Annotated in this window: 23 protein-coding genes and 1 pseudogene; 17 read left to right on the top strand and 7 right to left on the bottom strand. The window is 69.4% G+C overall.

Annotated elements, in window-relative coordinates:
* The first annotated feature begins 3 nt into the window (after positions 1 to 3).
* The 10 genes from LVQ62_RS03285 to LVQ62_RS03240 all read left to right on the top strand — a co-directional run bounded on the left by LVQ62_RS03285 (position 4) and on the right by LVQ62_RS03240 (position 9,637).
* On the top strand, positions 4 to 522 hold the full coding sequence (locus LVQ62_RS03285) for a hypothetical protein (RefSeq protein ID WP_233764974.1): 519 nt from the start codon (positions 4 to 6) through the stop codon (positions 520 to 522).
* A 13-nt stretch (positions 523 to 535) separates the two neighbouring features.
* A complete protein-coding gene (locus tag LVQ62_RS03280) occupies positions 536 to 1,102 on the top strand; it encodes a TerD family protein (RefSeq protein WP_233764964.1) in 567 nt (188 codons plus the stop codon).
* Complete coding sequence (locus LVQ62_RS03275; protein ID WP_233764943.1) at positions 1,099 to 2,076, top strand: hypothetical protein; 978 nt, start codon at positions 1,099 to 1,101, stop codon at positions 2,074 to 2,076. Before LVQ62_RS03280 ends, LVQ62_RS03275 begins: the two co-directional genes overlap by 4 nt.
* A gap of 61 nt (positions 2,077 to 2,137) precedes the next feature.
* The gene (locus tag LVQ62_RS03270; protein ID WP_233764941.1) at positions 2,138 to 2,725 is read left to right on the top strand and encodes a TerD family protein; all 588 of its coding nucleotides are present in this window, start codon (positions 2,138 to 2,140) and stop codon (positions 2,723 to 2,725) included.
* Between the two features lie 59 nt (positions 2,726 to 2,784).
* Positions 2,785 to 3,921, top strand: a complete 1,137-nt coding sequence (locus tag LVQ62_RS03265) for a DUF475 domain-containing protein (RefSeq protein ID WP_233764939.1) — start codon at positions 2,785 to 2,787, stop codon at positions 3,919 to 3,921.
* On the top strand, positions 3,918 to 4,508 hold the full coding sequence (locus LVQ62_RS03260) for a TerD family protein (RefSeq protein WP_233764937.1): 591 nt from the start codon (positions 3,918 to 3,920) through the stop codon (positions 4,506 to 4,508). The genes LVQ62_RS03265 and LVQ62_RS03260 overlap by 4 nt, the downstream gene beginning before the upstream one ends.
* On the top strand, positions 4,427 to 5,185 hold the full coding sequence (locus LVQ62_RS03255; protein ID WP_370639698.1) for an HAD family hydrolase: 759 nt from the start codon (positions 4,427 to 4,429) through the stop codon (positions 5,183 to 5,185). The genes LVQ62_RS03260 and LVQ62_RS03255 overlap by 82 nt, the downstream gene beginning before the upstream one ends.
* Positions 5,176 to 6,825 (top strand): phosphoribosyltransferase family protein, encoded by a 1,650-nt coding sequence (locus LVQ62_RS03250; RefSeq protein WP_233764933.1) that lies wholly within the window; start codon positions 5,176 to 5,178, stop codon positions 6,823 to 6,825. Before LVQ62_RS03255 ends, LVQ62_RS03250 begins: the two co-directional genes overlap by 10 nt.
* A gap of 54 nt (positions 6,826 to 6,879) precedes the next feature.
* Positions 6,880 to 8,115: an MFS transporter gene (locus LVQ62_RS03245; protein WP_233764931.1), complete on the top strand. Its 1,236-nt coding sequence runs from the start codon at positions 6,880 to 6,882 to the stop codon at positions 8,113 to 8,115.
* Between the two features lie 103 nt (positions 8,116 to 8,218).
* Positions 8,219 to 9,637 carry an amidase gene (locus tag LVQ62_RS03240; protein ID WP_233764921.1) on the top strand — a complete coding sequence of 473 codons (1,419 nt, stop codon included), beginning with the start codon at positions 8,219 to 8,221 and terminating at the stop codon, positions 9,635 to 9,637.
* 74 nt (positions 9,638 to 9,711) lie between these two features.
* Here LVQ62_RS03240 and LVQ62_RS03235 read toward each other — a convergent pair whose 3' ends face one another.
* The 3 genes from LVQ62_RS03235 to LVQ62_RS03225 all read right to left on the bottom strand — a co-directional run bounded on the left by LVQ62_RS03235 (position 9,712) and on the right by LVQ62_RS03225 (position 12,760).
* Complete coding sequence (locus LVQ62_RS03235) at positions 9,712 to 10,776, bottom strand: phytanoyl-CoA dioxygenase family protein (RefSeq protein WP_233764919.1); 1,065 nt, start codon at positions 10,774 to 10,776, stop codon at positions 9,712 to 9,714.
* 247 nt (positions 10,777 to 11,023) lie between these two features.
* The gene (locus tag LVQ62_RS03230) at positions 11,024 to 11,353 is read right to left on the bottom strand and encodes a putative quinol monooxygenase (RefSeq protein WP_179478085.1); all 330 of its coding nucleotides are present in this window, start codon (positions 11,351 to 11,353) and stop codon (positions 11,024 to 11,026) included.
* Positions 11,354 to 11,374: 21 nt separating this feature from the next.
* Positions 11,375 to 12,760 (bottom strand): helix-turn-helix domain-containing protein, encoded by a 1,386-nt coding sequence (locus LVQ62_RS03225; RefSeq protein WP_233764917.1) that lies wholly within the window; start codon positions 12,758 to 12,760, stop codon positions 11,375 to 11,377.
* A 203-nt stretch (positions 12,761 to 12,963) separates the two neighbouring features.
* Here LVQ62_RS03225 and LVQ62_RS03220 point away from each other — a divergent pair, with 203 nt between their 5' ends.
* Genes LVQ62_RS03220 through LVQ62_RS03210 form a run of 3 tightly spaced genes read left to right on the top strand, consistent with a single transcriptional unit; the run spans position 12,964 to position 15,811 of the window.
* Positions 12,964 to 14,007 (top strand): amidohydrolase family protein, encoded by a 1,044-nt coding sequence (locus LVQ62_RS03220; protein WP_233764915.1) that lies wholly within the window; start codon positions 12,964 to 12,966, stop codon positions 14,005 to 14,007.
* A 4-nt stretch (positions 14,008 to 14,011) separates the two neighbouring features.
* Positions 14,012 to 14,770, top strand: a complete 759-nt coding sequence (locus LVQ62_RS03215) for an iron-sulfur cluster assembly protein (RefSeq protein ID WP_233764913.1) — start codon at positions 14,012 to 14,014, stop codon at positions 14,768 to 14,770.
* Between the two features lie 57 nt (positions 14,771 to 14,827).
* On the top strand, positions 14,828 to 15,811 hold the full coding sequence (locus LVQ62_RS03210) for an NAD(P)-dependent alcohol dehydrogenase (protein ID WP_304504482.1): 984 nt from the start codon (positions 14,828 to 14,830) through the stop codon (positions 15,809 to 15,811).
* A 55-nt stretch (positions 15,812 to 15,866) separates the two neighbouring features.
* Here LVQ62_RS03210 and LVQ62_RS03205 read toward each other — a convergent pair whose 3' ends face one another.
* A complete protein-coding gene (locus LVQ62_RS03205; RefSeq protein WP_255696511.1) occupies positions 15,867 to 16,676 on the bottom strand; it encodes an MIP/aquaporin family protein in 810 nt (269 codons plus the stop codon).
* A gap of 50 nt (positions 16,677 to 16,726) precedes the next feature.
* Positions 16,727 to 17,494: an SDR family NAD(P)-dependent oxidoreductase gene (locus LVQ62_RS03200; RefSeq protein ID WP_233764907.1), complete on the bottom strand. Its 768-nt coding sequence runs from the start codon at positions 17,492 to 17,494 to the stop codon at positions 16,727 to 16,729.
* 185 nt (positions 17,495 to 17,679) lie between these two features.
* On the opposite strand from LVQ62_RS03200, the pseudogene LVQ62_RS03195 reads away from it, so the two are divergent.
* Positions 17,680 to 19,478 (top strand): annotated as a pseudogene (locus LVQ62_RS03195) (glycoside hydrolase family 15 protein).
* Positions 19,479 to 19,531: 53 nt separating this feature from the next.
* Here the strand turns inward: LVQ62_RS03195 and LVQ62_RS03190 are convergent.
* Positions 19,532 to 19,738, bottom strand: a complete 207-nt coding sequence (locus LVQ62_RS03190) for a hypothetical protein (RefSeq protein ID WP_233764905.1) — start codon at positions 19,736 to 19,738, stop codon at positions 19,532 to 19,534.
* A gap of 64 nt (positions 19,739 to 19,802) precedes the next feature.
* Entirely contained in the window at positions 19,803 to 20,213 is a 411-nt protein-coding gene (locus LVQ62_RS03185) for an ester cyclase (protein WP_233764903.1), read from the bottom strand.
* A gap of 138 nt (positions 20,214 to 20,351) precedes the next feature.
* Between LVQ62_RS03185 and LVQ62_RS03180 the strand changes: the two genes are divergently transcribed.
* The 3 genes from LVQ62_RS03180 to LVQ62_RS03170 all read left to right on the top strand — a co-directional run bounded on the left by LVQ62_RS03180 (position 20,352) and on the right by LVQ62_RS03170 (position 22,867).
* Positions 20,352 to 21,278 (top strand): alpha/beta fold hydrolase, encoded by a 927-nt coding sequence (locus LVQ62_RS03180; protein WP_233764901.1) that lies wholly within the window; start codon positions 20,352 to 20,354, stop codon positions 21,276 to 21,278.
* Between the two features lie 157 nt (positions 21,279 to 21,435).
* Positions 21,436 to 22,173, top strand: a complete 738-nt coding sequence (locus LVQ62_RS03175) for an MBL fold metallo-hydrolase (protein ID WP_233764895.1) — start codon at positions 21,436 to 21,438, stop codon at positions 22,171 to 22,173.
* Positions 22,174 to 22,186: 13 nt separating this feature from the next.
* Positions 22,187 to 22,867 (top strand): esterase family protein, encoded by a 681-nt coding sequence (locus tag LVQ62_RS03170; protein ID WP_233764892.1) that lies wholly within the window; start codon positions 22,187 to 22,189, stop codon positions 22,865 to 22,867.
* Positions 22,868 to 22,896 lie beyond the last annotated feature (29 nt).

The raw sequence follows: 22,896 nt of genomic DNA, 5'->3' as shown, positions 1-22,896 counted from the left end.
GCCGTGGGTCTGCTCTCCCGGCTCTTCGAGCCGGACCAGCAGCCCGGGCAGCACCGCGACCCGGCCGCCTCCACGGGGCCGGGTCCGGGCGCTGCCCGGGAGCACGACGACAGCGTGCCGGCTCTGAGGAAGCAGACCCAGGCCCTCGTGCTGGAGATCAACGCGAGCGCCGGCGACTTGCCGCCCATCGCAGTGGTGCTCGCGCGGGCCGTGACGGATACCGTTGCGAGCGTGCTGGATTCCCCGGAGGTCGATCGCCTGGACATCGGTGTGCGGGTGGCGGTGCACGCCGTCCTGACCGACTACGTGCCGGGATCCATCCGCAGCTACATCGGAGCCGTGCGCGCCGCAGGCGACCCGGCCATGCACGCGGCCACGGACGCGGTCGTGGAGCAGCTCACCACACTGCGCGCCAGCGTCGGCGACCTGGCGGCCGCCAGCAACGAACGCGACCTGCAGGCGCTGCAGGTGCACGGCCGGTTCCTGCAGGACAAGTTCGGCGGCTCGGAGCTCGACCTGTGAACGGTGCGACCGCATGGTGACCGCCCTGCCTAAGGGCGCGAACGCCTCTCTCACCAAAGAGAATCCGGGCCTTCGCGGCGTCGTGGTCGGCGTCGACTGGGACGCCGGCCCCGAGCGGGTGCTCGCCGACGCGCTGACCCTGATGACGATCCTGTGCGACCAGCGGGGCAAGGCCCTGTCCGACGACCACGTCGTCTACTTCAACCAGCTCGTGTCGGCCGACCTGTCGACCGCGCAGCTACAGGAGGCGCTCGGCGACGACGACGAGCAGTTGGAGATCGAGCTGGGTGCCGTCCCGCCGGAGGTCGACCGGATCGTGGTGGTCGTCTACGTCAACGAAGGGGTGACCGGTCGCCGGACCCTCGGACAGCTGCGCCGGTGCACGCTGCGGGTGCTCAACCTCGACGGCGGCGGTGTGCTCGTGCAGACGGTCGACCTGGCCGCCGGGTTGGACAGCGAGACGGCCGTCGCCCTCGGGCAGGTCTACCGGCGCGACGAGGAGTGGAAGTTCAAGGCGCTCGGAGCCGGCTACTCCACCGGACTCGCCGGCGTGGCCAAGGACTTCGGCGTCTCGCTGTGACCACCCGCACCGACCTGCCCTACCTGCGTCGCCGGGTCCGGCCCACGGCACCGGCTGCCGCACCCGCAGCCTCGACCCCATCCGAGGCCTCCACGGTCCCCACCCCTGCGCCGGCCGGTACGGCGGTCGCCGACTTCCTGTCCGGGCGCTCGGTGCGCCCCGGACGAGAGCGTCCCGCGCCCCAGCCGGCGCTGACGCCGTCGTTGGACCTCGACGCACCGACCGCATCCACCCCGTCCACCCCGACCCCCGCGGCGAGCAGCATCTCCCTGGATCTCGGTGGCGATCAACCGGCCGCTCCCACCCCGACGTCCACCTCCAGCACCTCCCTCGATCTGGGCGGCGACGAGCCGGCCGCCCCGGACACCACGGCGCCCCGCCGGTCGGTCGCGCCGCTGGGCAGGCACACCAGGGAGCAGCCCTACGACCTGCGGCTGCCCACGATCACCGAGCACGAGCGCCGCGTGCTGAGCGCAGCCGACCGGGTGGTCCACCTCACCCGGATGCAGTCTGCGGTCGGGCGACTGCGTATCGAACCTGCCCTCGGCGCGGGCGAGCACCTCGACCTCGGGTGCGTGCTGGAGACCAGCGACCGGCAGGAGTCGATCGTGCTCGGCACCCTGAACCGGCAGGGCCCGGACCCACGGCGACCGATGGTGCGCTGCGGCGGCCAGGGCGTCGAGATCGACCTGCGCCGGATCCTGTCCCTGTCCCGCCTGCTCGTGGTCGCCGTCGCGCCCCGACTACCCGGCGGCACGCTCGTGGTCACGACGTACGGCGGCTCCCGGATGGAGATCCCGCTGCCGGTCAGGGCGACCCTGGGCGCCCAGGCGCTGCTCACCGCGTACGTCGTCCAGGGACGACTTGTGCTGCGGGCGGAACTGGATCCGTTTTCCGGGACGTTGCAACAGGTGTGCGGGGCCTACGGTTATACCGACCTCACGTGGCGCGACCCCGCGACCCCGTTGGTATGAGGCAGGGGGCTCTCGTCGTTCGTGGGCCCGCGGTGATCGATCTGAGACGAAGGAATCGGCAATGGCAGTCAGCTTGAGCAAGGGCGGCAACGTTTCACTGGCGAAGGCGGCACCGGGCATGACCAACGTCGTGGTCGGGCTGGGCTGGGACCCGCGCACGACCGACGGCGCGCCGTTCGACCTGGACGCCTCGGCGTTGATCTGCGGCCAGGACGGCAAGGTGCGCACCGATGCCGACTTCGTCTTCTACAACAACCTGTCCGGCGACAACGGCTCGGTCAACCACCAGGGTGACAACCGCACCGGCGAGGGGGGCGGGGACGACGAGCAGATCGTGGTCAACCTCGCCGCCGTCTCCCCGGATGTGTCCAAGATCGTCTTCCTGGCCTCCATCGACCAGGCCGATTCCCGTGCGCAGAACTTCGGGCAGGTCTCCGACGCCTACATCCGCTTCTTCGACGCCGACGACGCGAACAACGCCGAGAAGGGCGCCCGGTTCGACCTGGGCGAGGACGCCTCCACCGAGACCGCGCTGATCTTCGGCGAGCTCTACAAGAACGGCGCCGAGTGGAAGTTCCGCGCCGTCGCGCAGGGGTATTCCTCCGGCTTGGCCGGCGTCATCTCCGATTTCGGCATCTCCGCGGGCTGACACGCTCCGGCGTACGACGGCCGTCACCCGTCGTACCTCCCACTCCCTGAAGGGACCTCATGTCCACGCTCAAACACTTCCGTGTCGATTTCATCGTCGCCGCGGTCGTGCTCGTCATCGCTTTCTTCTACGACGGGGTCGACGCGGTCTCGCTGACCGCGATCCTGATCGTGCTGGAGATCGTCTTCTCCTTCGACAACGCGGCGGTCAACGCCAAGTACCTGGAGAAGATGAACGAGTTCTGGCAGAAGATGTTCCTGACCGTCGGTGTGCTCGTCGCCGTCTTCGGCATGCGGCTGATCTTCCCGTTCGTCATCGTCTGCCTCTCCGGGCAGATCAGCCCCGTGCAGGCCGTGCACCTCGCGCTCGAACGCGGCGACCACAACACTCCCGGCACCTACGGCTACATCCTCGACCAGGCCCACCCGGCCATCGCGGCGTTCGGCGGGATGTTCCTGCTGCTGCTCTTCCTGGACTTCATGTTTGACGGTGACAAGGAAGTGCACTGGCTCGGCCCGATCGAGCGGGCGCTGCAGCGGATCGGTGCCCTCGACATGCTCGGGGTCATCGTGGCCGGCATCGGACTGCTGGTCGCGGCCGAGTTCCTCACCACTGGAGGCGAGAAGGCGACCGTGCTCTTCTCCGGCGTGCTCGGCATCGTGCTCTACCTCGCCGTGAACGGTCTGTCCTCGGTGATGGAGGACCAGGAGGCGGCCAAGGACGAGCAGTTGGAGCAGCAGACCAACGCCCGCGGCACCATCCTGCTCGCCGGCAAGGCCGCGCTGTCGCTCTTCTTCTTCCTGGAGGTGCTCGACGCGACGTTCTCCTTCGACGGCGTCATCGGGGCCTTCGCGATCACCCCGGACCCGATCATCATCGCCATGGGCCTCGGCGTCGGGGCGCTCGCGGTCCGCTCGCTGACCGTGTACCTGGTGCGCAACGGCACTCTCGCCGAGTATCGCTACCTGGAGAACGGCGCCCACTGGGCCATCGGCGCACTGGCGGTCATGTTGATCCTGACCATCAAGTTCCACCTGGGCGAAGTCGTCATCGGCGGCACCGGCATCGCCTTCATCCTCGCGGCCTGGCTCACCTCGGTGCGCGAGAACAAGAAGCGCGACGACCACGACCAGCACCCGACCGAATCCATCGACCAGACACCGGCGTCTGCCGTGAACGGAGCAACGAACCAATGACGATCAACCTGAACAAGGGCCAGTCGGTCAACCTCGCCAAGCAGGACGGCGGATCCCTCACCCGGGTGCGCATGGGCCTCGGCTGGGACGCCAAGGTCGTCACCAAGAAGGGTCTGTTCGGTGGCACCAAGCAGGTGCAGCGCGACATCGATCTGGACGCCTCGGCCATCCTGATCGGCGCGGGCAACGTGCTCGACATCGTCTACTTCGGCAAGCTGCGCTCGAGCGACGGCTCGATCCAGCACACCGGTGACAACCGCACGGGCGCCGGCGACGGCGACGACGAGTCCATCATCGTGGACCTGCCGGCCGTCGCGGGATCGGTCGAGCAGATCGTCTTCGTGGTCAACTCCTACAGCGGCGAGAACTTCACCGAGATCGACAACGCCTTCGTCCGCGCGGTCGACTCCGCTGCCGGCGACACCGAGCTGGTCCGCTACGAGCTGACGGGCACGGGGCCGCACACCGCCATGGTGATGGCCAAGTTGACCCGCTCCGGCTCCGGCTGGAGCTTCACCGCCATCGGTCAGCCGGGTCAGGGCCGGGTGGCGCAGGAACTGGTGCCGCTCGCCCTCTCGGCGATCTGAGCCGGCACCCGCGCGCCCTCAGCCTGGACATCTGGGGCACGTTGATCGGCAGCGACCCGTCGTTCAAGCCGGCGCGCAACGAGATGTTGCGGTCCGCGCTGGCTCCGGGCGTCGCCGCGGGCGACTTCGACGTCGCGTTGCGCACGGCCGACCGGGACGGCGACGAGCTGTCGATGGCGACCGGCCGCGACGTCGGATTCGACCAGCGGGTCGGGCTCGTCCTGGATCGGCTGGGGGTCGGTGCTGCCGCGCTCGGTGACCGATCGGCGTACCTCATGGGACGCCAGGCCGAGCTCGCGTCGGCCCGTCCGCCGCGCCCGTTGACCCCATCGCTGCCGAGTCTGCTGGGCGCGGTCGCCGAGCGGATGCCGGTGGTGCTGACCAGCAACACCGGCATGCTTCCGGGGGAGTTGATGCGCAAGCTGCTGCGGCTCGCGGGTTTCGCCGAGGATCTGGGGATGGTCTTCTCGAACGAGGTGGGAGCCGCCAAACCGTCGCGCGAGATCTTCGACGTCGCGGTGGGCCTGGTCGGCGTGCCCGCCGCAGAGGTCCTGCACGTCGGCGACAATCCTGTCGCCGACATCGAGGGAGCCCGGGCCGCCGGGCTGCAGACCCTGCTCGTCGAAACCGACGGGGTGGCACTCGCGGCGCGGCTGAAGACGATGGCATGCCTCTGACGACACCGACAGCGCTCTGGACCCTCACGGGCACACCAGAGGACGTGCGGTCCCTGGACGAGCACGATCACTTCGACCACACGGCGTACTCCCTGATGAAACACGGCGACGGCGCCGCGATCCACGGGCTCGGAGTGCGCCTCGGCAGGCACCTGTTGCACGAGCACGGCGACGAGCTGCTCGCCGACGCCGTGCCCGTCTTCCCGGTCGCGTACCTGGCCGTGCCTCCTGCGTGCTGGTATCTGGCATCCGAGGCGCTGGCTGTGGTCGACGACGCGCGTGCCTCCCGCGGGCTTCCCCCTGGTCGCCTGGTGCACGTGCGCAAGGACTCGGTCACGGCCGGCGACTACGCCGCCTCCAGTGAGCACCAGCGACGTGCGGATCTGGCGGGCATCGGATTCGAGGTGCGCGAGTCGCTGGCCGGGTGCGTCGCCGTGGTCGTCGACGACGTCCGCGTGACCGGGCTGGCCGAGCAGACGATCGTGGCCGCGCTGTCGACGGCGGGCCCGGTCACGGTGCTGCCGGCGTACGTCGCGGTATGCGCCCCGCGGCTGGCCGCCGCCCCGCACGTCGAGAGGGTCCTCAACCACACGGCAGTCGAGTCACCGCTGGACCTGCTCCCCGCGATCGAGGCCGACCGCTTCTGTCTCACCATCCGCTTCCTGAAGTTCGCGCTGGCCAGCCCCGATCTGGCCGAGTTCGTCGCGCGCTGTCCGCAGCCGGTGCTCCTGCAGATGTACGACGGGGTGCTCGCCACCGGCGCCGCGTTCGCCGATGCGTACGCACCCGGGGTCGCGACGCTGCGGGCAGGACTGGGCGAGTTCCGCTACGCCCTCGCACGACTGCACCCCCGCGACACGGCGCTCCCCGGCGAGGACAGCCCGGTGGGGGCGGCGTCGTACAGCAGGTTCAAGCACGGGAGCGGTTCCATCGCAGCCCGATTCGCGCGGCTTCTCGCACAGCAGTACGCCGACCACCACGATCTGTCCTCCACCCCGCGCGTCTGGGTGACGGGGTCGGGATACGCCGCGGTCCCGCCGGCGGCGGCCGCCTTGGTGGCCCCTTTCGTCGAGGCGCTCGTGGAGCTGGTGCCGGGGATGCAGGTGCGGGAGCTGCGGGTGCACCGCTCGGGTCGCACGCCCGGGGACTACGCGGCGATGAGCCCGGCGGATCGTGACGCCGCGCTGCGCGACGACTGCATGTATGTCGAGGACGGCGCCGACCTGCGCGGCGAACTCGTGGTCACCCTGGACGACATCCGCGTCACCGGGACCCACGAACGCGCGATGAACGCCTGCCTCACCGCGGCCGGCGCGCGGTGGATCGATCATCTCTACCTGGTCGACGCCGCCGCGTTCGCGACGGCACCGCAACTGGAGTCGATGCTCAACGCCGCGGCGGTCGAGGGGCTCGACGACCTGCTGGCGATCGTGCGAGCCGATGACTTCGTGCCCAACGCCAGGGTGTGCCGGCGGGTGCTCCGGTTGCCGCCCGAGGAACTGGTGAGGTTCGTCGAGCAGGCGCCTCCGGAGGTGCTGCGATGGGTCGGCGACGCGATCGAGGCCGACCACCTCGCCGACGTCGAGCAGTTCGCCGACGGCGTACGCCGACTGCGCGACCTGGCCGCGATCCGGCACTGACCCGGAGCCGCCATCTCGTAGGCTGCGACGACGGTCGAGAGGGGGCTGACCTGCATGAGCATCGACGCACAGCCGGGGCCGCTGCACCGCAACCACGCGTTCATGGTCCTGCTGCTCGGTCAGACGGCATCCTCCATCGGTTCCTCGATGACCGGCCTGGTCTTCCCGCTCATCGGTTACGCCCTCACCGGGTCCACGCTCCTCGCGGGAGTGGCGGCCACGTCCGTGCTCGTCGGAGAGCTGGCCGGCCGCCTGGTCTCCGGCGCGCTGGTCGACCGGTGGGCCAAGCGGCGGGTCATCGTCCTCGCCAACCTGACCGCCGCACTCGCCGTCGCGAGTCTGGCCGCCGCGGAGCTGCTCGGCCACCTCGTGCTGGCCCATCTGATGATCGCCGGCCTCGTGCTCGGACTGGCCGACTCGTTCCTCGCCCCGGCTTCGTCCGCCTCGGTGCGCCAGGTGGTCCCGCCCGAACAGCTGCCGCTGGCCTACACCCGACTGCAGGCGCGCGACCACGTCGCGAGCCTGGTCGGCCCACCGCTCGGCGGCGCGCTCTACTCGCTCGCCCGCAGCGTCCCGTTCGTGGTCGACACCGTCAGCTATCTGGCGTACGCCGCCGGAGCGAGCCGGCTGCGCACCGATCTGCGGTCCGATGCACCCACCGGCAACTCCCTGCTGACCGACGCCCGTGCGGGCGTGCACTTCGTCTGGCACCACCACGTCGTACGGTCCGTGCTCCTGTGGGGCGGGCTGTTCAACTTCGCGATGGCGTACGTGTTCACGGCGGTGACCCTGCGCCTGGTCCGGGCGGGTGTGACGCCGGCAGCGATCGGGCTGGTCGACACCTGCGCGGCCGCTGCAGGACTCCTCGGTGCCGTCATCGCGCCCACGATCGTCGCCCGGTTCCGTAGCGGCCTGCTGACGATCGTGACCGGCCTGGCACTCGCACTGCTCGTGGCGCCGATGGGTCTCACCATCAACGTCGTCGTGACAGGCGCGCTCTTCGCGGCCGGGTTCCTGCTGCTCCCGGCGAACAACTCGGCCATCTCGGCCTACATCTCGAACGCCACTCCGCAGCACCTGCAGGCCCGGGTGAACGCTGCTAGTGGGCTGGTCGCGCTCGGCTTCGCGCCCCTGGCGCCTCCGGTGGCCGGTGTCCTCATCATCGCCCTGGGCGACGTGGGCTCGATGCTTGCCGGGTCGGTCTTCCTCTTCCTCAGCCTCGTGCCGCTGCTGACCAACCGCGAGGTCGTCGCGCTCGGGCGTCCGGACACCTGGCGGCCTGCACCGTGACGCAGGTATGACCGAGGGACAGACGTCGTCCTGCGTCCCTCGGACTTAGCCGTGCCTCCGTGAACCGGGCCCACGACGGCGTACTCACCGGTAGCTTGAGCGGATGGAGACCACGACGCAGCGGGTGCATGCCTTCACCGACGACGCTCTCGGGCAGGACGACGCCACCGGTGTCGCGGCGCGCATCGCGTCCGGCGCGATCAGCGCGAGCGAGGCGGTCGATGCCGCGATCGCCCGCAGCGAGGCCGTCGAGCAGCACCTCAGCGGACTGCGGTTCGAGGACTTCGACCGGGCGCGCAAACGGGCGGCCGACGGTGCCGGCGGCGCGTTCGCCGGAGTGCCGACGCTGCTGAAGGACAACATCATGGTCGGCGGGATGCCGATGACCCAGGGGTCTCGCGCGTTCGCGATGACCCCGCACCCGAAGGACGGCCCGGTCGCGAGCCAGTTCCGGGCGACCGGGCTCATCCCGATCGGCACCTCGACGATGCCGGAATTCGGGTGGACCTGCTCGACCGAGACCCTCGAGTACAGCACCCACAACCCGTGGCACACGTCGTACTCCTCCGGCGGCAGCTCGGGTGGTTCGGCGGCGTACGTCGCGGCGGGTGTCGTGCCGATCGCGCACGGCAACGACGGCGGTGGCTCCATCCGGATCCCCGCGCACGCCTGTGGTCTGATCGGGTTGAAACCGACCCGTGGGAGGCTGCGGATCGAGACCGCGGACCGGGTGATGCCCGTACGCGTCGTCAGCCAGTCGGTGCTGGCCCGCTCGGTGCGCGACGTCGCCGGCTTCTTCGCGGCCGCCGAGCAGGTGCACCGCAACCGGCTGCTCAAGCCGATGGGGCTGGTCGACCAGCCGCAGGCGAGGCCGTTGCGCATCGGGCTGCTCATCGACTCACCGGCCGTGCAGACCCGCACCGATCCTGAAACCCGCACTGCCATCGAAGGATTCGTGCGCCAGCTGGAGGACCTCGGCCACCATGTCGAACCCTACGAGCTGAAGCTGCCGTCCTATTTCAAGGACGACTTCTCGTCGTACTGGATGCTGCTCGGGCTGCTGGCCTCCAGCGGCACGGACCGGATCTTCGGCGAGGGGTACGACCCCGAGCGGCTGGAGGGGCTCACCAAGTACCTGGGCGCGCAGGGCAGGAAGCGGCTGCTCAAGATGCCCGTCTCGCTGACGCGGTTGCTCGCCTCCGACGTCGTCTTACGGGTGCAGATGCACCGTGGTCCGGACCTGATCGTGTCGCCGGTGCTGACCGATACGACGCCCCAGCTGGGCTACCTCGGCGCGGACATCGATCCCGCGCTGCACTTCGAACGGCTCGTCGACCTGTGCGCGTTCACCCCGTTGCACAACGCGACCGGTGCGCCGGCGATCTCTCTGCCGGTGGGCCAGACCGCCGACGGCCTGCCCATCGGCGCGATGGTGTCGGGCACCCACGGCGACGACGCACTGCTGCTGCGCCTGGCGTTGCAGGTGGAGGCCGCTCACCCCTGGCGTCGTATCCAGGACTGACCGAAAGAGCGAGCCGTCGGACGTCACCGTCCGACGGCTCGCTGTCGATGCGGCAGCTGTGGCCGGAGGGACTGCTACCGGCCGGCGCGCGCTGCCTTCTTGGCCTTCGGTTCGGCGTCGTGCCAGCCCTGCTTCGCGCCCGAGACCATCCCACTGGCCCGGCGCTTGACGGCGCGACCGTAGCGCCGCGCGAACGCCTGGCTCGGGGCCGTCCCCGACGGGGCGGCGGGAGCCGGTGCGGGGGCGGCAGCCGGAGCGGCGGCGGGGGCCGGCTCGGGTGCGGCGGCCACCGGCTCGGCCTTGCCCGGGTACCAGTACGGCGCCCACAGCTTCGACAAGCCCGCGCGCTTGTCGTCCTTGACCTCGGCAGGCATGTCGCGAACGACCATTCCGACCGCCGCGAGCTCATCGATGATCTGCGGGGTGAAAGGCCGCTTGCGCCACGCGTCGACGATGTAGGTGCGGGTCTTGAGGTAGTCCAAGTACCGGCGCCCGTGCTTGTCGTTCGCGCCGAGGTGGGCGAAGACGGCCATCCGCTCGTCGTGGGCGGGTGCGATCTCCTCCGGCGGGAAGGCGTTCCACTCGTCCGGCTCGGGGAACCGCGCGCTCGGGTCCTTGAGCAGCGTGCCCGCGCCGGAGTGGGTCATCCGCATGCTCCACACCAACAGGTCGTTCGGGCTGTTCTGGCAGTAGAGCGTCGGTCCGGTCTCCAGGTCGCAGATGTCCTGCGACCCGACCTTCAGGTTGAGCCCGCCGGTGTGTTCGGTGTGGTCCTGCAGGTAGATGCCGAATCGCAGCTGCGTGTACCGGTCGTCCCAGTCGGGCGCGTCCGGGTCCAGGCGGTCGGTGTTGTCCTTGTGCCAGGCACGGATGACGCCGTTGATGGTGGCCGAGCTGTCACCGCCGTACAAGACCTCGTCGGTGTCCAGGAGCTTCTTCGCGACCGCGGCCATCCGACCGTCGGCGAGGACGTGCCGCATCGGCGAGGTCGCCAGCTCCCCACCGCCGGACCCGCAGTGCTCGCGCACCTCCGAGCGCATCTGCTCGACCTCCGCGTCGGTGTAGACGTCGGGCAGGATCGCGTACCCCTTGCGCCAGAACTCCGCAACGTCCAGATCCGCCAACGCTTGTTCAAACATACAAACCTCCCGGTCGTGTTCGTCAGTCCGAGCCGCGTCGAACACGGCTGCAGCTCAGACCCATGGTCCACCACCTCGACGTGTGGTGACATGCCTTTGCACTGTGTGTCTCAGGTGGACGCTGACGGCCCCCGACCCCTGTGTCAGGAATGATGGTCGAGTCGACGCCTGCGTCGTGCCAACCGCGTCGGCGAGTCCCGAAAAGGTCGAGGAACGACGCTCAAGCTCCGGCGCGGTCCACGGTCCCCTACGCGGAGGTAGGGGTGACCTCGCCCATCTCGCCCCAACCATGCTGCGGCGTCTCGAAATTGACGATCTGCGGTGTCGATGCGACATGGTCGCCGAGCATCGCGGTCGCCGTCTTGAAGTGCTCGCTCTGCACGTGCCGTGCGCCGGCATCGGAGTCCTCGAACGCCTCCACCAGGGTGAAGACGTTGTCGGCGTCCACGCTGCGGCTCCACTCGAAGAAGAGGCACCCGTCCTCGGCGCGGGTCGCTTGCGTGAAATCGTCCACGATGTCCAACCACCGCGACGCGGATTCGGGCCGGACGGTCCACTTGACCACGATGAAGATCATCGATCGACTGTAACCGCGGGATCAGAGCGCGATCCGGTATCGGGAGATCTTGCGGTAGAGGGTCGCGCGCGACATCCCAAGCTCGGTCGCCGCGTGCGCGACGGTCGCGCCCGGCGCCGCCAGGCACCGCACGATCTCATCCCGCTCGAAGGCCTCGATCCGGGTCAGCACGTGGTCGCCCCCGCTCACCACCCCGGCCGGCAGGTGGCGGACGTCGACCAGGTCGCTGCGCGCGGCGGCGTCGCGGACGACCGTGCGCAGCTCCGCGACATTGCCCGGCCACGATGCGGCGCCGAGCGCCCGCATCGCCCGCGGTGTGAAGCCGACGTCGCGGTGGCGCAACTGCCGCGCGAAGAACGCCGCCAGCGGCGCCACGTCATCGGCGCGGTGCCGCAGCGGCGGCGCCTCGACCACCGTGTGCACGGCCTCCCTCAACGGGCTGGGGATCGTCTCGTACGACCTGGCGGTGACGGTGAGGGGATGCGGGCGCCGATCCCGGCCTCCGGCGTCCGCCACCAACTGCGCGGCCGCCCAGGACGGCAGGGTGTCTGCCGCTGAGACCACGACCCCGATGTCGTCGGCCCGCAGCTCCGGTGACCACAGCGCCATCCAGCCGGAGACGTCCGACGGTCGAGGCGCTCGGGCGACCAGCACCCTGCCCCGACGGTTGCCCGCGCGCCTGCCGAGCATCGCGAGCGTCGTACGTCCGCTGCCCGACTCGCCGACGACCGCCACCAGGCCTCCCGTCGCCAGCGCCGCTATGGTCTCGGCGCGAGCGGCGCTCCACCCGATCGAGACGCACGGGTCCTCCGCGCCGAGCGGGCGCTCGCCGGTGAGCACGTGGAAGACCTCGCCGCGCGGCGCGGGTTGCTCGTGCAGGCCCACGCTGCGCACCTGCATCAGCGACGTGGTGTTCGCGGACGCCGATTGCGCGAGGGCGAGCAGCAGGTGCGAGGAGGTCTGCGACCAGGTCGTGAGGTTGATGCAGCCGAGCAGCCGCCCGTCGCCAGGGTCCATCACGGGGGCGGCCGCGCAGGTGTACCGGCGCAGCGGCGCCACGTAGTGGTCGCCTCCGCGGACCAGGGCCGGCACCTGATCAGCGAGGGCCAGTGCCAGGCCGTTGGTCCCCGCCGTCCGCTCGTCGTAGTAGAAACCGGGCGCCAGGTGCACCCGGTCCAGCGAGTGCTCGATGCGGCTGTCGTCGGACCAGCGGGTGAGGACGAGCCCGTGCGGGTCGGTGAGCATCACACCGACCGGCTCGTCGGCGAGCGTGGTGCGCAGCCCCTGCAGCACCCGAGCGCCGCACTCGAAGAAGAGCGACCCGGTCGGCAACTCGTCGGCGTACACCTCGGCGACCTCCTCGGGGGAGACGCCGTACTGCTCGCTGCGGGCCCAGGACGCGCGCATCCGACCTGACCTGCCTGATCCGAGCAGTCCGCCCGGACCTGAGCCGGAGAGTTCTTCGCCCACGGACGTGCCCTTCGCACCCTGTCTCAAAGTGAGACACCGCACCTGGTCGGTGTGGCGTGCATCACACCTAGCGTCTCCAGTGTGAACCCGTTCGCGCGCGTTGTCCCCTGCTGCTGCGAACCCCAGGTCTAGGAGGATCCATGTACACCAAGGACGGCGAGAACTACTTCATCCTCGATGCGCACGTGGCGCTGTGGGATGCCCGCCCGGAGAACCAGCTCAACGTGCACGGCAAACAGTTCATCGACTGCTTCTACGACTACCACCGCAATCTCAGCCCGGAGTCGGAGGTCTGGCCGTACGAGGACTACCTCTACCAGGGCGGCGACCGGCTGATGAAGGACCTGTTCGAGGACGGGTACGTCGACCACGCGATCTTCCAGCCCGCCTACCTGGGCGAGTTCTACAAGAACGGCTTCGGGCAGACCGACGAGGCGTCCGCGCTGACGAAGGCACACCCGGACAAGCTCACCTACAACCACAGCTTCGACCCGCGCAACGGCGAGGCCGGCCTGGACCAGCTGCGAGCCGACGCGGAGCGCTTCGACCTCCAGGGCGTGAAGCTCTACACCGCCGAGTGGCACGGGGACTCGCGCGGCTACAAGCTGTCCGACGCGTGGGCCTACCGGTACTTCGAGCTCTGCCAGGAGCTCGGCATCAAGAACATCCACGTGCACAAGGGCCCGACGATCCGCCCCCTGGACCGGGACGCGTTCGACGTCTCCGACGTGGACCACGCGGCGACCGACTTCACCGACCTCAACTTCGTGGTCGAGCACTGTGGCCTACCGCGGCTGGAGGACTTCTGCTGGATCGCCACCCAGGAGCCCAACGTCTACGCCGGGCTCGCCGTCGCGATCCCGTTCATGCACACCCGGCCGCGGTACTTCGCCCAGATCATCGGCGAGCTCATCTACTGGCTCGGCGAGGACCGCATCTTCTACTCCAGCGACTACGCGCTCTGGACCCCGAAGTGGCTGGTCGAGATGTTCGTGGACTTCCAGATCCCCGCCGACATGACGGAGTACGGACAGCTGACCGTCGATCAGAAGAAGAAGATCCTCGGCCTCAACGCCGCGAAGCTCTACGACATCCCGGTGCCCGCCGAGCTGCAGCTGCCGGACGCCGACGAGACCAAGACCGGCCCGCGCGAGCCGGAGTCCGCCGACCTGGCCTCGGTCTGACGGGATGGGCGCGCTACTCACCGGAGCGCGGCACGACGACGTCCGCCGCGCGCTCGACACCGTGATCGATCCCGAGCTCGACGAACCGGTCACCGACCTGGGGTTCGTGGCGTCGCTGGCGGTCGACGGCCGGCGCGTGGAGGTGCACCTGCGGTTGCCGACGTCGTTCTGCTCGCCGAACTTCGCGTGGCTGATGGTGTCGGACGCGTACGACGCGGTGTCCGCGGTCGACGGGGTGGAGCACGTGGTTGTCGAGCTGGACGACCACCACGACTCCGACCTGATCAACCGCGGGCTCGCGGCCGGCGCCGGCTACCGGGGCACCTTCAAGCACGAGGCGCTCGACAACCTGGACGAGCTGCGGGCGACCTTCCAGCGCAAGGCGCACACGGCGGCGATGGAGCGTGCGCTCACGGCGTACCTGCGCGCCGACCCGATGCGCACCGAGGCCGACCTGGCCGACGTACGCCTGAGCGATTTGCCGGATGACCCGGGCACGGACGCCTTGGTACGCCGCCGCGAGACCCTGGGTCTGCCGGTCGACGCCGACGCGCCGGTGCTGTTGAACGACGACGGCACCAGACCGACCCGCGAGCAGGCCAGTCCCGTTCTGCGGCGAGCGCGTTCGGTGCGCATCTCGGTCGACGGCAACGCCCACTTCTGCCGGGGGCTGCTCGCCACCCGCTATCCCGGCGCGGAGGACGACCAGGTCCCGCGTGCCGACGAGGCCCACCCGCTGCTGCCCCTGTCCGTCCTGTCCTGAGAAAGAGGTCTCGCCGTGAGAGCAGTCCGTGTCACCGGCTACCACCAGCCGTTGGAGATGGGGGAAGTCGACAAGCCCACCGCCGACGGCCCGCACGATGTCGTCGTACGGATCGGCGGGGCCGGGGTGTGCCGCACCGACCTGCACATCCTGGAAGGGCAGTGGGCCGAGAAGTCGCAGGTCGAGCTGCCCTACACGATCGGCCACGAGAACGCAGGCTGGGTCGACGCGATCGGGTCCGCCGTGACGAACGTCGCGGTGGGGGACAAGGTGATCCTGCATCCGCTGGTCACCTGCGGGCTGTGCCGCGCGTGCCGCGCCGGTGACGACGTGCACTGTGAGAACTCGAAGTTCCCCGGGATCGACACCAACGGCGGGTACGCCGAGTACCTCCTGACCTCGGCGCGCAGCTGCGTGCGGATCGACGACGCGCTCGAGCCTGCCGACGTCGCGGCGCTCGCGGACGCCGGGCTCACGGCGTACCACGCCGCGGCCAAGGCGGCGCTGCGCCTACGGGCCGGCGACAAGTGCGTGGTGATCGGCGCAGGAGGCCTGGGGCACATCGGGATTCAGGTCATGCACGCCATCTCACCGGCCGAACTGATCGTCGTCGACCGCAATCCCGACGCGGTGAAGCTCGCGCTGTCGATCGGCGCGGATCACGCGGTGGTCGGCGACGGCAGTCAGGTCGACCAGGTCATGGAGCTGACCGGCGGCAAGGGCGCAGAGGTCGTCATCGACTTCGTCGGCGAGGGTGGCTCGACCAAGGAGGGCATCGCGATGACCCGGCAGGGCGGCGACTATCTGATCGTGGGGTACGGCGAGAACATCGACGTGCCGACGATCGACCTGGTCTCCACCGAGGTCAACATCATCGGCAACCTGGTCGGCAGTTACAACGACCTGGTCGAGCTGATGGCGCTCGCCGCGCAGGGCAACGTCACGCTGCACACCGCGAAGTACCCGCTGGACGACTTCCAGAAGGCCATCGACGACCTGGACAACGGAAGGGTCCGCGGCCGCGCGATCCTCATCCCCTGACCCGTGCTCACCGGGTGCTGCCGCTGGCGTGAAGCCGGTGCGCCGCGGCGTGCGACTACCGGGTCGGCGAGGTGGGCAGGGTGCTGGCGAGTGTGCTGGGGTAACGGGGATCGTGGAACAGCTTGGCGGTCAGTGGGGTGGTGTCTCTGAACGCGGCGAACACCACTGCGGCGAGGAGCGCCCCGGTCAGGGGACCGAGGAGGTAGACCCACAGGTCGTTCAGCTGGGGGGCGAGGAGGGCAGGGGCGAGGCTGCGGGCCGGGTTGAGGCTGGTGCCGGTGTACGGGGCGCCCTGCCACACGAGGGCTGCGACGAGCACCCAGTTGCCCATCGGCGTCCATCGTGCGGTGCGGGTGTGAGAGGTGAAGAAGAAGATCATGAGCACCAGGGCGGCTGTCATGAGCATCTCGAGGCCCGCCGCACCGAGGGCATTCAGTCCGTGGCCCGGCTGGGTCGCGCCCAGGTGCAGTACCCGCGCGGTATGTCCCCACGCCAGGCGCAGTCCGGCCGCAGCGGCGATCGCTCCCAACAGTTGGGCGGCGATGTATCCAGCGAGGTCGTGAGGATGCACTTTGCGTTGGGTCCAGAACGCAAGGGTGACAGCAGGATTCAGGTGCGCCCCGCTACGCCGTCCCAAGGGGCTGATTGCGACCAGGCTGCCGGTGCCGGCGAAGAGCAACCCGGTCAACAGCAGCCGCGCCGACGTGCTGGGCAGATGCCCGACCACCGGGCTGGACGGCCCGAAATCCAGGAACACCGCGGACAGGCCGCCAACCAAGAGGAGTGCGGTGCCGAGGAATTCGCACGCCCAGGGTGCCCAGTGCCAACCACCCCGTGCTGGAGTCTCCGATGCTGATGGGATCAATGCGGGCGTTCAGCCGGGGTTGCCGAAGAGTCGGATGAGCACGTCGTGACTCATAGACCGACGCTGCCCTGCATGATTCCGCCGTCGACGACGACGGTGGTGGCGGTCATATAGCCGGCCTTCCCGGAGGCCAGGAACACCGCGACGTCGGCGATCTCCGACGACTTCGCCATCCGCCCCAGGGGGATGGCCGCATCGAGTGCTTTCATCTTGTCGGGATCGGCCTCGGTGGAGGCGTTGATGGGGGTGGAGACGGCCCCAGGAGCGATGTTGATCATTCTGATGTCGTGTGCGCCGAGCTCGACGCCGGCCGTGCGGGTCAGCATCCGCATCCCGCCCTTGGAAACGCAGTAGGCGATGTTGCCCGGCATCGGCCAATCCTCGTGGACCGAGGAGATGTTGAGGATCAGCCCACCCCCGCCTTGGGCGACGAACTGCTTCGCCGCGGCCTGGGCCCCGAAGAACGCGCTGCGCATGTTGATCGCCATGACCTTGTCGAAGTCGGCCTCGGTGGTCTCCAGCAGGGAGGTGCGCGTCTCCACGCCGGCGTTGTTGACCAGCACGTCCAGGCGTCCGTAGGTGCTCACGGCCGTCTGCATCATCTTCTGCAGGTCGGCTGCCTGGGTGATGTCAGCCTGGACTCCGACGGCGTGGCCCCCGGCCGCCTCGACCTTGGCGATCAGTGCGGTGGTCTCCTGCGGGTCTGCGACGTAGTCGATGACCACGTTCGCACCCTCCGCAGCTGCGGCCAGCACGATCGCCTCCCCGATACCGCTGTTACCGCCGGTGACGACGATCGATTTGCCTTGCAACATCATGAGAACTCCCAGTGGTGGTCGAGGTGCTGACCGGGTTTCGGTGACGTGCCACTCAGCCGATGCACGCAATCAGTTGATGACGACAGCACCTGCATCACGGCGGTGCGACTGTTTCACAGGGGCTGAACGCGCACCCAGGAACGAACCCGACCCCGTAGAGGGCAAGCGGCTGGCACGATCAGTCGGTGAGCCGCATCGAGGATTACGCCTTACTGGGAGATCTGCAGACCGCTGCCCTGGTCAGTACGACCGGGTCGATCGATTGGTTGTGCCTGCCGGCCTTCGATTCTCCCGCCTGTTTCGCCGCGCTGGTGGACACTCCCGACGCCGGTCATTGGCTTCTCGCGCCCGCGACGGGCGGGGTCTGCAGCACCCGCAGATACGTCGAAGAGACCCTGGTGTTGGAGACCGAGTGGCGCAGCCAGGAGGGGACGGTGCGCGTCATCGACTTCATGCCTCCGCGCGGGCACGCACCCGATGTGGTCCGCATCGTGGAGGGTGTCTCGGGCTCGGTCGCGATGCGGTCCGAGCTGCGGTTGCGGTTCGACTACGGGCGGGTGATGCCATGGGTCCGTCATCACGGTGACCGGATGGAGGCGATCGCCGGCCCGGACCGGGTCCGGTTGCGCACTCCTGCGCCGACAGTCGGCCGTGACCTGGCCACCGTGTCGGAGTTCACCGTCCGGGCTGGGGACCGGGTGCCGTTCGTGTTGACCTGGAATCCGAGCCACCTTCCCCCGCCGAAGACCGTCGACGCCGAGCAGGCCCTGGTCGACACGACGACGTTCTGGTCGGACTGGGCCGAGCGTGGTACGCCGGTGATCGGTCCCTACCGCCAGGCGATACGCCGATCGCTGCTCACCCTGAAGGCCCTGACCTACCAACCGACCGGTGGGATCGTGGCAGCGGCCACCACCTCACTGCCAGAACAGATCGGGGGTCCGCGCAACTGGGACTACCGCTACTGCTGGTTGCGCGATTCCACCTACACCCTCCAGGCGTTGATCTCCGCCGGGTACCTCGACGAGGCCAGGGCTTGGCGGGAATGGTTGCTACGCGCGGTGGCCGGCGACCCCGCCGACCTGCAGATCATGTACTCCCTGGACGGCACGCGCCGACTACCCGAAGCCGAACTCCCGTGGCTGGCCGGGTACGAAGGCAGCACGCCCGTTCGTACCGGCAACGCCGCCTCCGATCAGCTTCAGCTCGACGTGTGGGGGGAGACCCTCGACGGTCTCGCGCTGGCTCGCAACGCCGGTCTCGCCGACCACGACGACGCCTGGGACCTGCAGACCGCACTGATGGAGCACCTGGAGGGCAACTGGAACCAGCCCGACAACGGCCTCTGGGAGATGCGCGGTGCCCGCCGCCACTTCACTCACTCGAAGGTCATGGCCTGGGTCGCCGCCGACCGGATGGCCACCGCCGTCCGCTCACACCCCGATCTGCACGGACCGGTCGAGAAGTGGGAGGCCCTGCGCGCCACCATCCACGACGACGTGCTCGCCCATGGTTTCGACGGCGCTCGCAACACCTTCACCCAGTCGTACGGCGCACCCGGCCTGGACGCCAGTCTGTTGATGATCCCCCGCGTCGGATTCCTGCCCCCGAACGACCCCCGAGTGCTCGGCACGATCACCGCGATCCAGAACGAGCTCACCGAGGACGGGCTGGTCAAGCGCTACAACACCACGGGCTCCGACGATGGACTCACCGGTGGGGAAGGGATGTTCCTCGCCTGCTCCTTCTGGCTCGTCGACGCCCTGCACCTCGCTGGACGACAGGAACAGGCCACCGAACTCTTCGAGCGGCTCCTGGACCTGCGTAACGACGTCGGCCTGCTGAGCGAAGAATGGGATCCAGCCACCGGCCGCCAACTGGCAACACCCCTCAGGCGTTCAGTCACTTCCCGCTCGTCACCAGCGCGCTTCAACTGCACGCCGGCAAAGCGCACCACAGCCAGCACCCCATCCGTGGTTCATGACCACTCGAGCGTGCGGGCGTCGCTCGCGCACGCCGGGCTCGCGTGAAGCCGGCTTACGTGTCGTCGGTGGGGAGGTTGCCCCGCTTGTCACCCGTTCGGGGGATGGCGACGCCGGCGCTGCCCGCCGCCGCCTCCACCAGATCCTTCGGTGCCGTACTCGTGCCTCGTCCGCGGACAGCCACGTCCAGGTACGTCGTCGCGTCGAGTGCGGTCGTGCCTGTCGCCCCGGTGATCGCGCCGCGTAGGAACCCGTTCGGCATGACGGAACTCCTCTTCCATCGGAGACCATCAGCGCTGTGAGTCGGCGGGTGTCGTGCGACAGGGTCAGGCCAGGCCGAGCTGGGTCATCATGCCGAGCTCGTCGCTGCTGCCCCATCGTTCGACGAGCTTGCCGTCGGCGAACTTGCTGATCTGAACCCCGCGTACCTGGAACGCCTTGCCCGTGGCGTCGTGGCCCTGGAAGGGGCCGTTGTGCGTCCCGGTCAGCGTGTACGCGAACGCGACCTGGTCGTCGTCGGCGACCAGGGTCTCGACCTCGACGTGCAGATCGGGGAACGCGGTCCGCATGTCGGTGAACATCGCCTTGAAGCCCTCGGGGCCGGTGCCCTGGCCGGGTGCGGGGTCGTGGTCGACGGCGCCGGGCGCGACGAGCTGGTCGAACGCGTTCAGGTTGCCGGTGTTGACCGCCTCGCCGAAGGCTTCCTGCGAGGCGATGTTGGTCTTCTTGTCGAACACGTGAGTGTCTCCTTGATGTTGATGCCATGTGGTCCGGACGCGTCCGCAACGGCTGCGTTCTGTTCGCTGGAGCGGAGAAGGATCTCGCCGACTGCGACCCGGTCGGGCTAGGTGACGGCGTCGAGGATTGCCGCCGTCATGACAGTACCCACAAGCGCCTTCATCGAACCGCGGTCCTTCTACCGACGTCTTTCGGCTGTGGCGTTGCAGCCGTGGTCGTCGAGCCGGGGCCCGCTGTCGGTGACCAGCGCGCCGGGACTCGAGCGGGGTAGCGTCCTGGACGTGACGTTAAATTATGTTCGCCGCGGAAGCGGCGCCCCGTTGTTGCTCGTGCACGGTCTGGGCGCCGGAGGGCAGTCCTGGGCCCCGATCCTCGACGAATTGGCCGAGCACCGTGAAGTCATCGCCGTCGATCTACCGGGGTTCGGAGAGACGCCACCGCTGACCGGCGAGGTGTCGATCGCCACCCTCACCGACTCCGTTGCGGACTTCATCCGCGAGCAAGGGCTGGACGGGATCTCCACCGTCGGCCAGTCCATGGGCGGCCGAATGGTGCTGGAGCTCGCGCGGCGCGGAGTCGGCGGCGACACCGTGGCGTTGGACCCGGGCGGCTTCTGGAGCGACCGCGAGGTCGCTGTCTTCGGCGCCACGCTGCGGCCGTCGATCGCGCTGGTCCGAGTGCTGCGGGGCAGGCTGCCATCACTGCTCGGCAGCTCGGCGGGAAGGACTCTTCTGCTGGCGCAATTGTCGGCTCGGCCATGGGCGCTCTCGCCCGAGACTGTGCTGCCGGACGTGCGCGGGTTGGCCGACTCCCCGTCGACCGGTGCCGCCTTGAACGCCCTGATCAAGGGGCCCAAGCAACAAGGCGCCCCGGCGGGCACCGTGCCCGGTCGGGTCACGATCGGGTGGGGGCGCCGTGATCTGGTGACCCTGCCGAGCCAGGCCGCACGCGCTACGGAACTGTTCCCCGACGCCGAGCTGCACTGGTTCGAGCGGTGCGGTCACTTCCCACAATGGGACGCGCCCCACGAAGCAGTCCGACTGATTCTCGACAGCACCGATTGAGATCGGTTGACACCCGGCCGACCACAACGCCTTTTGCTGCAAGCGGATCCGCTCGTCCGAGCCGCGGCTTCGAGCGGTCGGCGGCGGTGCCCTGGCCCCCTCCCGTGGCGTGACCGGGGCCACGCGTGAAGCGCCGTGACCGGCGTAGCCTCCACCAATGAGGCTGACGATACTGGGAGGCGGTGGTGCCTACCCCACCCCGGAACGGCCGTGCAGCGGTTACCTGGTCGAGCAGGATGGTTTTCGCCTGCTGGTGGATCCCGGGCACGGCACCATGTCCCGCCTCGTGGAGTACGTCGCGCCCGAGGATGTCGACGCCGCGCTGGTCACTCACGGTCACGCCGATCACTGCGCCGACCTCAACCCGTTGCTCCGCGCGCGGCACCTCGCTGACGACCCACCCGCCGCGCTGCCGATCCACGCACCGTCCGGCGCGCTCGGGCCGCTGCTCGGTCTCGACGGGCCGATGCTGGTCGACGACTGGACCTTGACCGACCTCGTGCCTGGTCAGGAGGCGGTGATCGGTCCGTTCACGGTGGCTCCGGTCGAGCTGCCGCACTTCGTCACGAACCTCGCGATACGACTCAGCGTCGGTGGCCGCCTGCTCGCTTACACCGGCGATGCGGGCGCGAGTCCTCAGGCCGTCGACCTGGCTCGTGGTGCCGACGTCCTCCTGGCCGAGGCGAGCTTCGTCGACGAGGTGCCCGAAGAGTCGGCCGACGGACTGAGCAGCGCCCGCGACCGAGGGGCGCTCGCCGCCGGAGCAGGGGTCGGCCGGCTCGTGTTGTGCCACGTATGGCCGGGCATGAGTCCCAACCGGTTGGAGCACGCGGCCCGCCGAGAGTTCTCCGGGGAGATCGCCGTGGCCACCCCCGGCCTGACGATCGAAGTCTGAAGCGGTTGTAGGCGTGAGCGGTTCAGATGCCCCGCGGGCCGATCCGATCGCTGAGGAGCACGTCACGGTGACCTTCGACTACGACGGGGCCGACAGGTCCGGTGCACGTGCCGCCGGATCCGCCCGAGGCGGTGGTGTTCGCCGGCGACGGGCAGCTGATCCGCAGTGGGGCGCGTACCTCGAGGCGGCTGATGTGCGGCCCACCATGATCGTCGGCGCGCACCGAACGGACGACGAGGACGAGATGGTGCGCATCCGTGAGTACTCGCCGCCTTTCGACGAGCAGCGGTTCGCGGCGCACGAGAAGTTCTTCATGCAGGACATCCGCCGGTGGGTGCGGTCGCGCTTCGGTATCACGATGCCGGCCGAGCGGACCGCGGTGTGCGGTGTGTCGGCGAGTGGGGAGTTCTCGATCGCCATGGGGCTTCGTCGCCCGGATGTCTACGGTGCGGTGTTCTCCGCGTCCCCGGGCTGCGGCTACCGCCCGCCCGACGTGATGCCGCGTGTCCTGCCACGCACCTACCTCGTCGCCGGGACGCGGGAGCCGTTCTTCCGTGACAACGCGATCCGCTGGGCGGACGCGCTGCGGGATGCCGGTGCGGAGGTCGTGATGGTCGAGCGGGTCGGCGGACACGGCGACCCCTTCTGGGCGGCCGAGTTCCCCCGAATGGTCGCGTGGGCGTTCGGACCCTGACGCGTTCGATTCCGCGGCACTCGATGGTG

This window comes from Allobranchiibius sp. GilTou73, assembly GCF_021391335.1.
Taxonomy (GTDB): Bacteria; Actinomycetota; Actinomycetes; order Actinomycetales; family Dermatophilaceae; genus Allobranchiibius; species Allobranchiibius huperziae.
This window is presented reverse-complemented; position numbering and strand designations above follow the sequence as displayed.

What these genes read in the sequence shown, in the direction of transcription:
- LVQ62_RS03225 (WP_233764917.1), bottom strand. Translation starts at nt 12,760, where the DNA reads ATGCGCGCGTCCTGGGCCCGCAGCGAGCAGTACGGCGTCTCCCCCGAG.
- LVQ62_RS03220 (WP_233764915.1), top strand. Translation starts at nt 12,964, where the DNA reads ATGTACACCAAGGACGGCGAGAACTACTTCATCCTCGATGCGCACGTG.
- LVQ62_RS03210 (WP_304504482.1), top strand. Translation starts at nt 14,828, where the DNA reads ATGGGGGAAGTCGACAAGCCCACCGCCGACGGCCCGCACGATGTCGTC.
- LVQ62_RS03200 (WP_233764907.1), bottom strand. Translation starts at nt 17,494, where the DNA reads ATGATGTTGCAAGGCAAATCGATCGTCGTCACCGGCGGTAACAGCGGT.
- LVQ62_RS03215 (WP_233764913.1), top strand. Translation starts at nt 14,012, where the DNA reads ATGGGCGCGCTACTCACCGGAGCGCGGCACGACGACGTCCGCCGCGCG.
- LVQ62_RS03280 (WP_233764964.1), top strand. Translation starts at nt 536, where the DNA reads ATGGTGACCGCCCTGCCTAAGGGCGCGAACGCCTCTCTCACCAAAGAG.
- LVQ62_RS03230 (WP_179478085.1), bottom strand. Translation starts at nt 11,353, where the DNA reads ATGATCTTCATCGTGGTCAAGTGGACCGTCCGGCCCGAATCCGCGTCG.
- LVQ62_RS03250 (WP_233764933.1), top strand. Translation starts at nt 5,176, where the DNA reads ATGCCTCTGACGACACCGACAGCGCTCTGGACCCTCACGGGCACACCA.
- LVQ62_RS03240 (WP_233764921.1), top strand. Translation starts at nt 8,219, where the DNA reads ATGGAGACCACGACGCAGCGGGTGCATGCCTTCACCGACGACGCTCTC.
- LVQ62_RS03265 (WP_233764939.1), top strand. Translation starts at nt 2,785, where the DNA reads ATGTCCACGCTCAAACACTTCCGTGTCGATTTCATCGTCGCCGCGGTC.
- LVQ62_RS03175 (WP_233764895.1), top strand. Translation starts at nt 21,436, where the DNA reads ATGAGGCTGACGATACTGGGAGGCGGTGGTGCCTACCCCACCCCGGAA.
- LVQ62_RS03235 (WP_233764919.1), bottom strand. Translation starts at nt 10,776, where the DNA reads ATGTTTGAACAAGCGTTGGCGGATCTGGACGTTGCGGAGTTCTGGCGC.
- LVQ62_RS03180 (WP_233764901.1), top strand. Translation starts at nt 20,352, where the DNA reads ATGACAGTACCCACAAGCGCCTTCATCGAACCGCGGTCCTTCTACCGA.
- LVQ62_RS03190 (WP_233764905.1), bottom strand. Translation starts at nt 19,738, where the DNA reads ATGCCGAACGGGTTCCTACGCGGCGCGATCACCGGGGCGACAGGCACG.
- LVQ62_RS03245 (WP_233764931.1), top strand. Translation starts at nt 6,880, where the DNA reads ATGAGCATCGACGCACAGCCGGGGCCGCTGCACCGCAACCACGCGTTC.
- LVQ62_RS03260 (WP_233764937.1), top strand. Translation starts at nt 3,918, where the DNA reads ATGACGATCAACCTGAACAAGGGCCAGTCGGTCAACCTCGCCAAGCAG.
- LVQ62_RS03270 (WP_233764941.1), top strand. Translation starts at nt 2,138, where the DNA reads ATGGCAGTCAGCTTGAGCAAGGGCGGCAACGTTTCACTGGCGAAGGCG.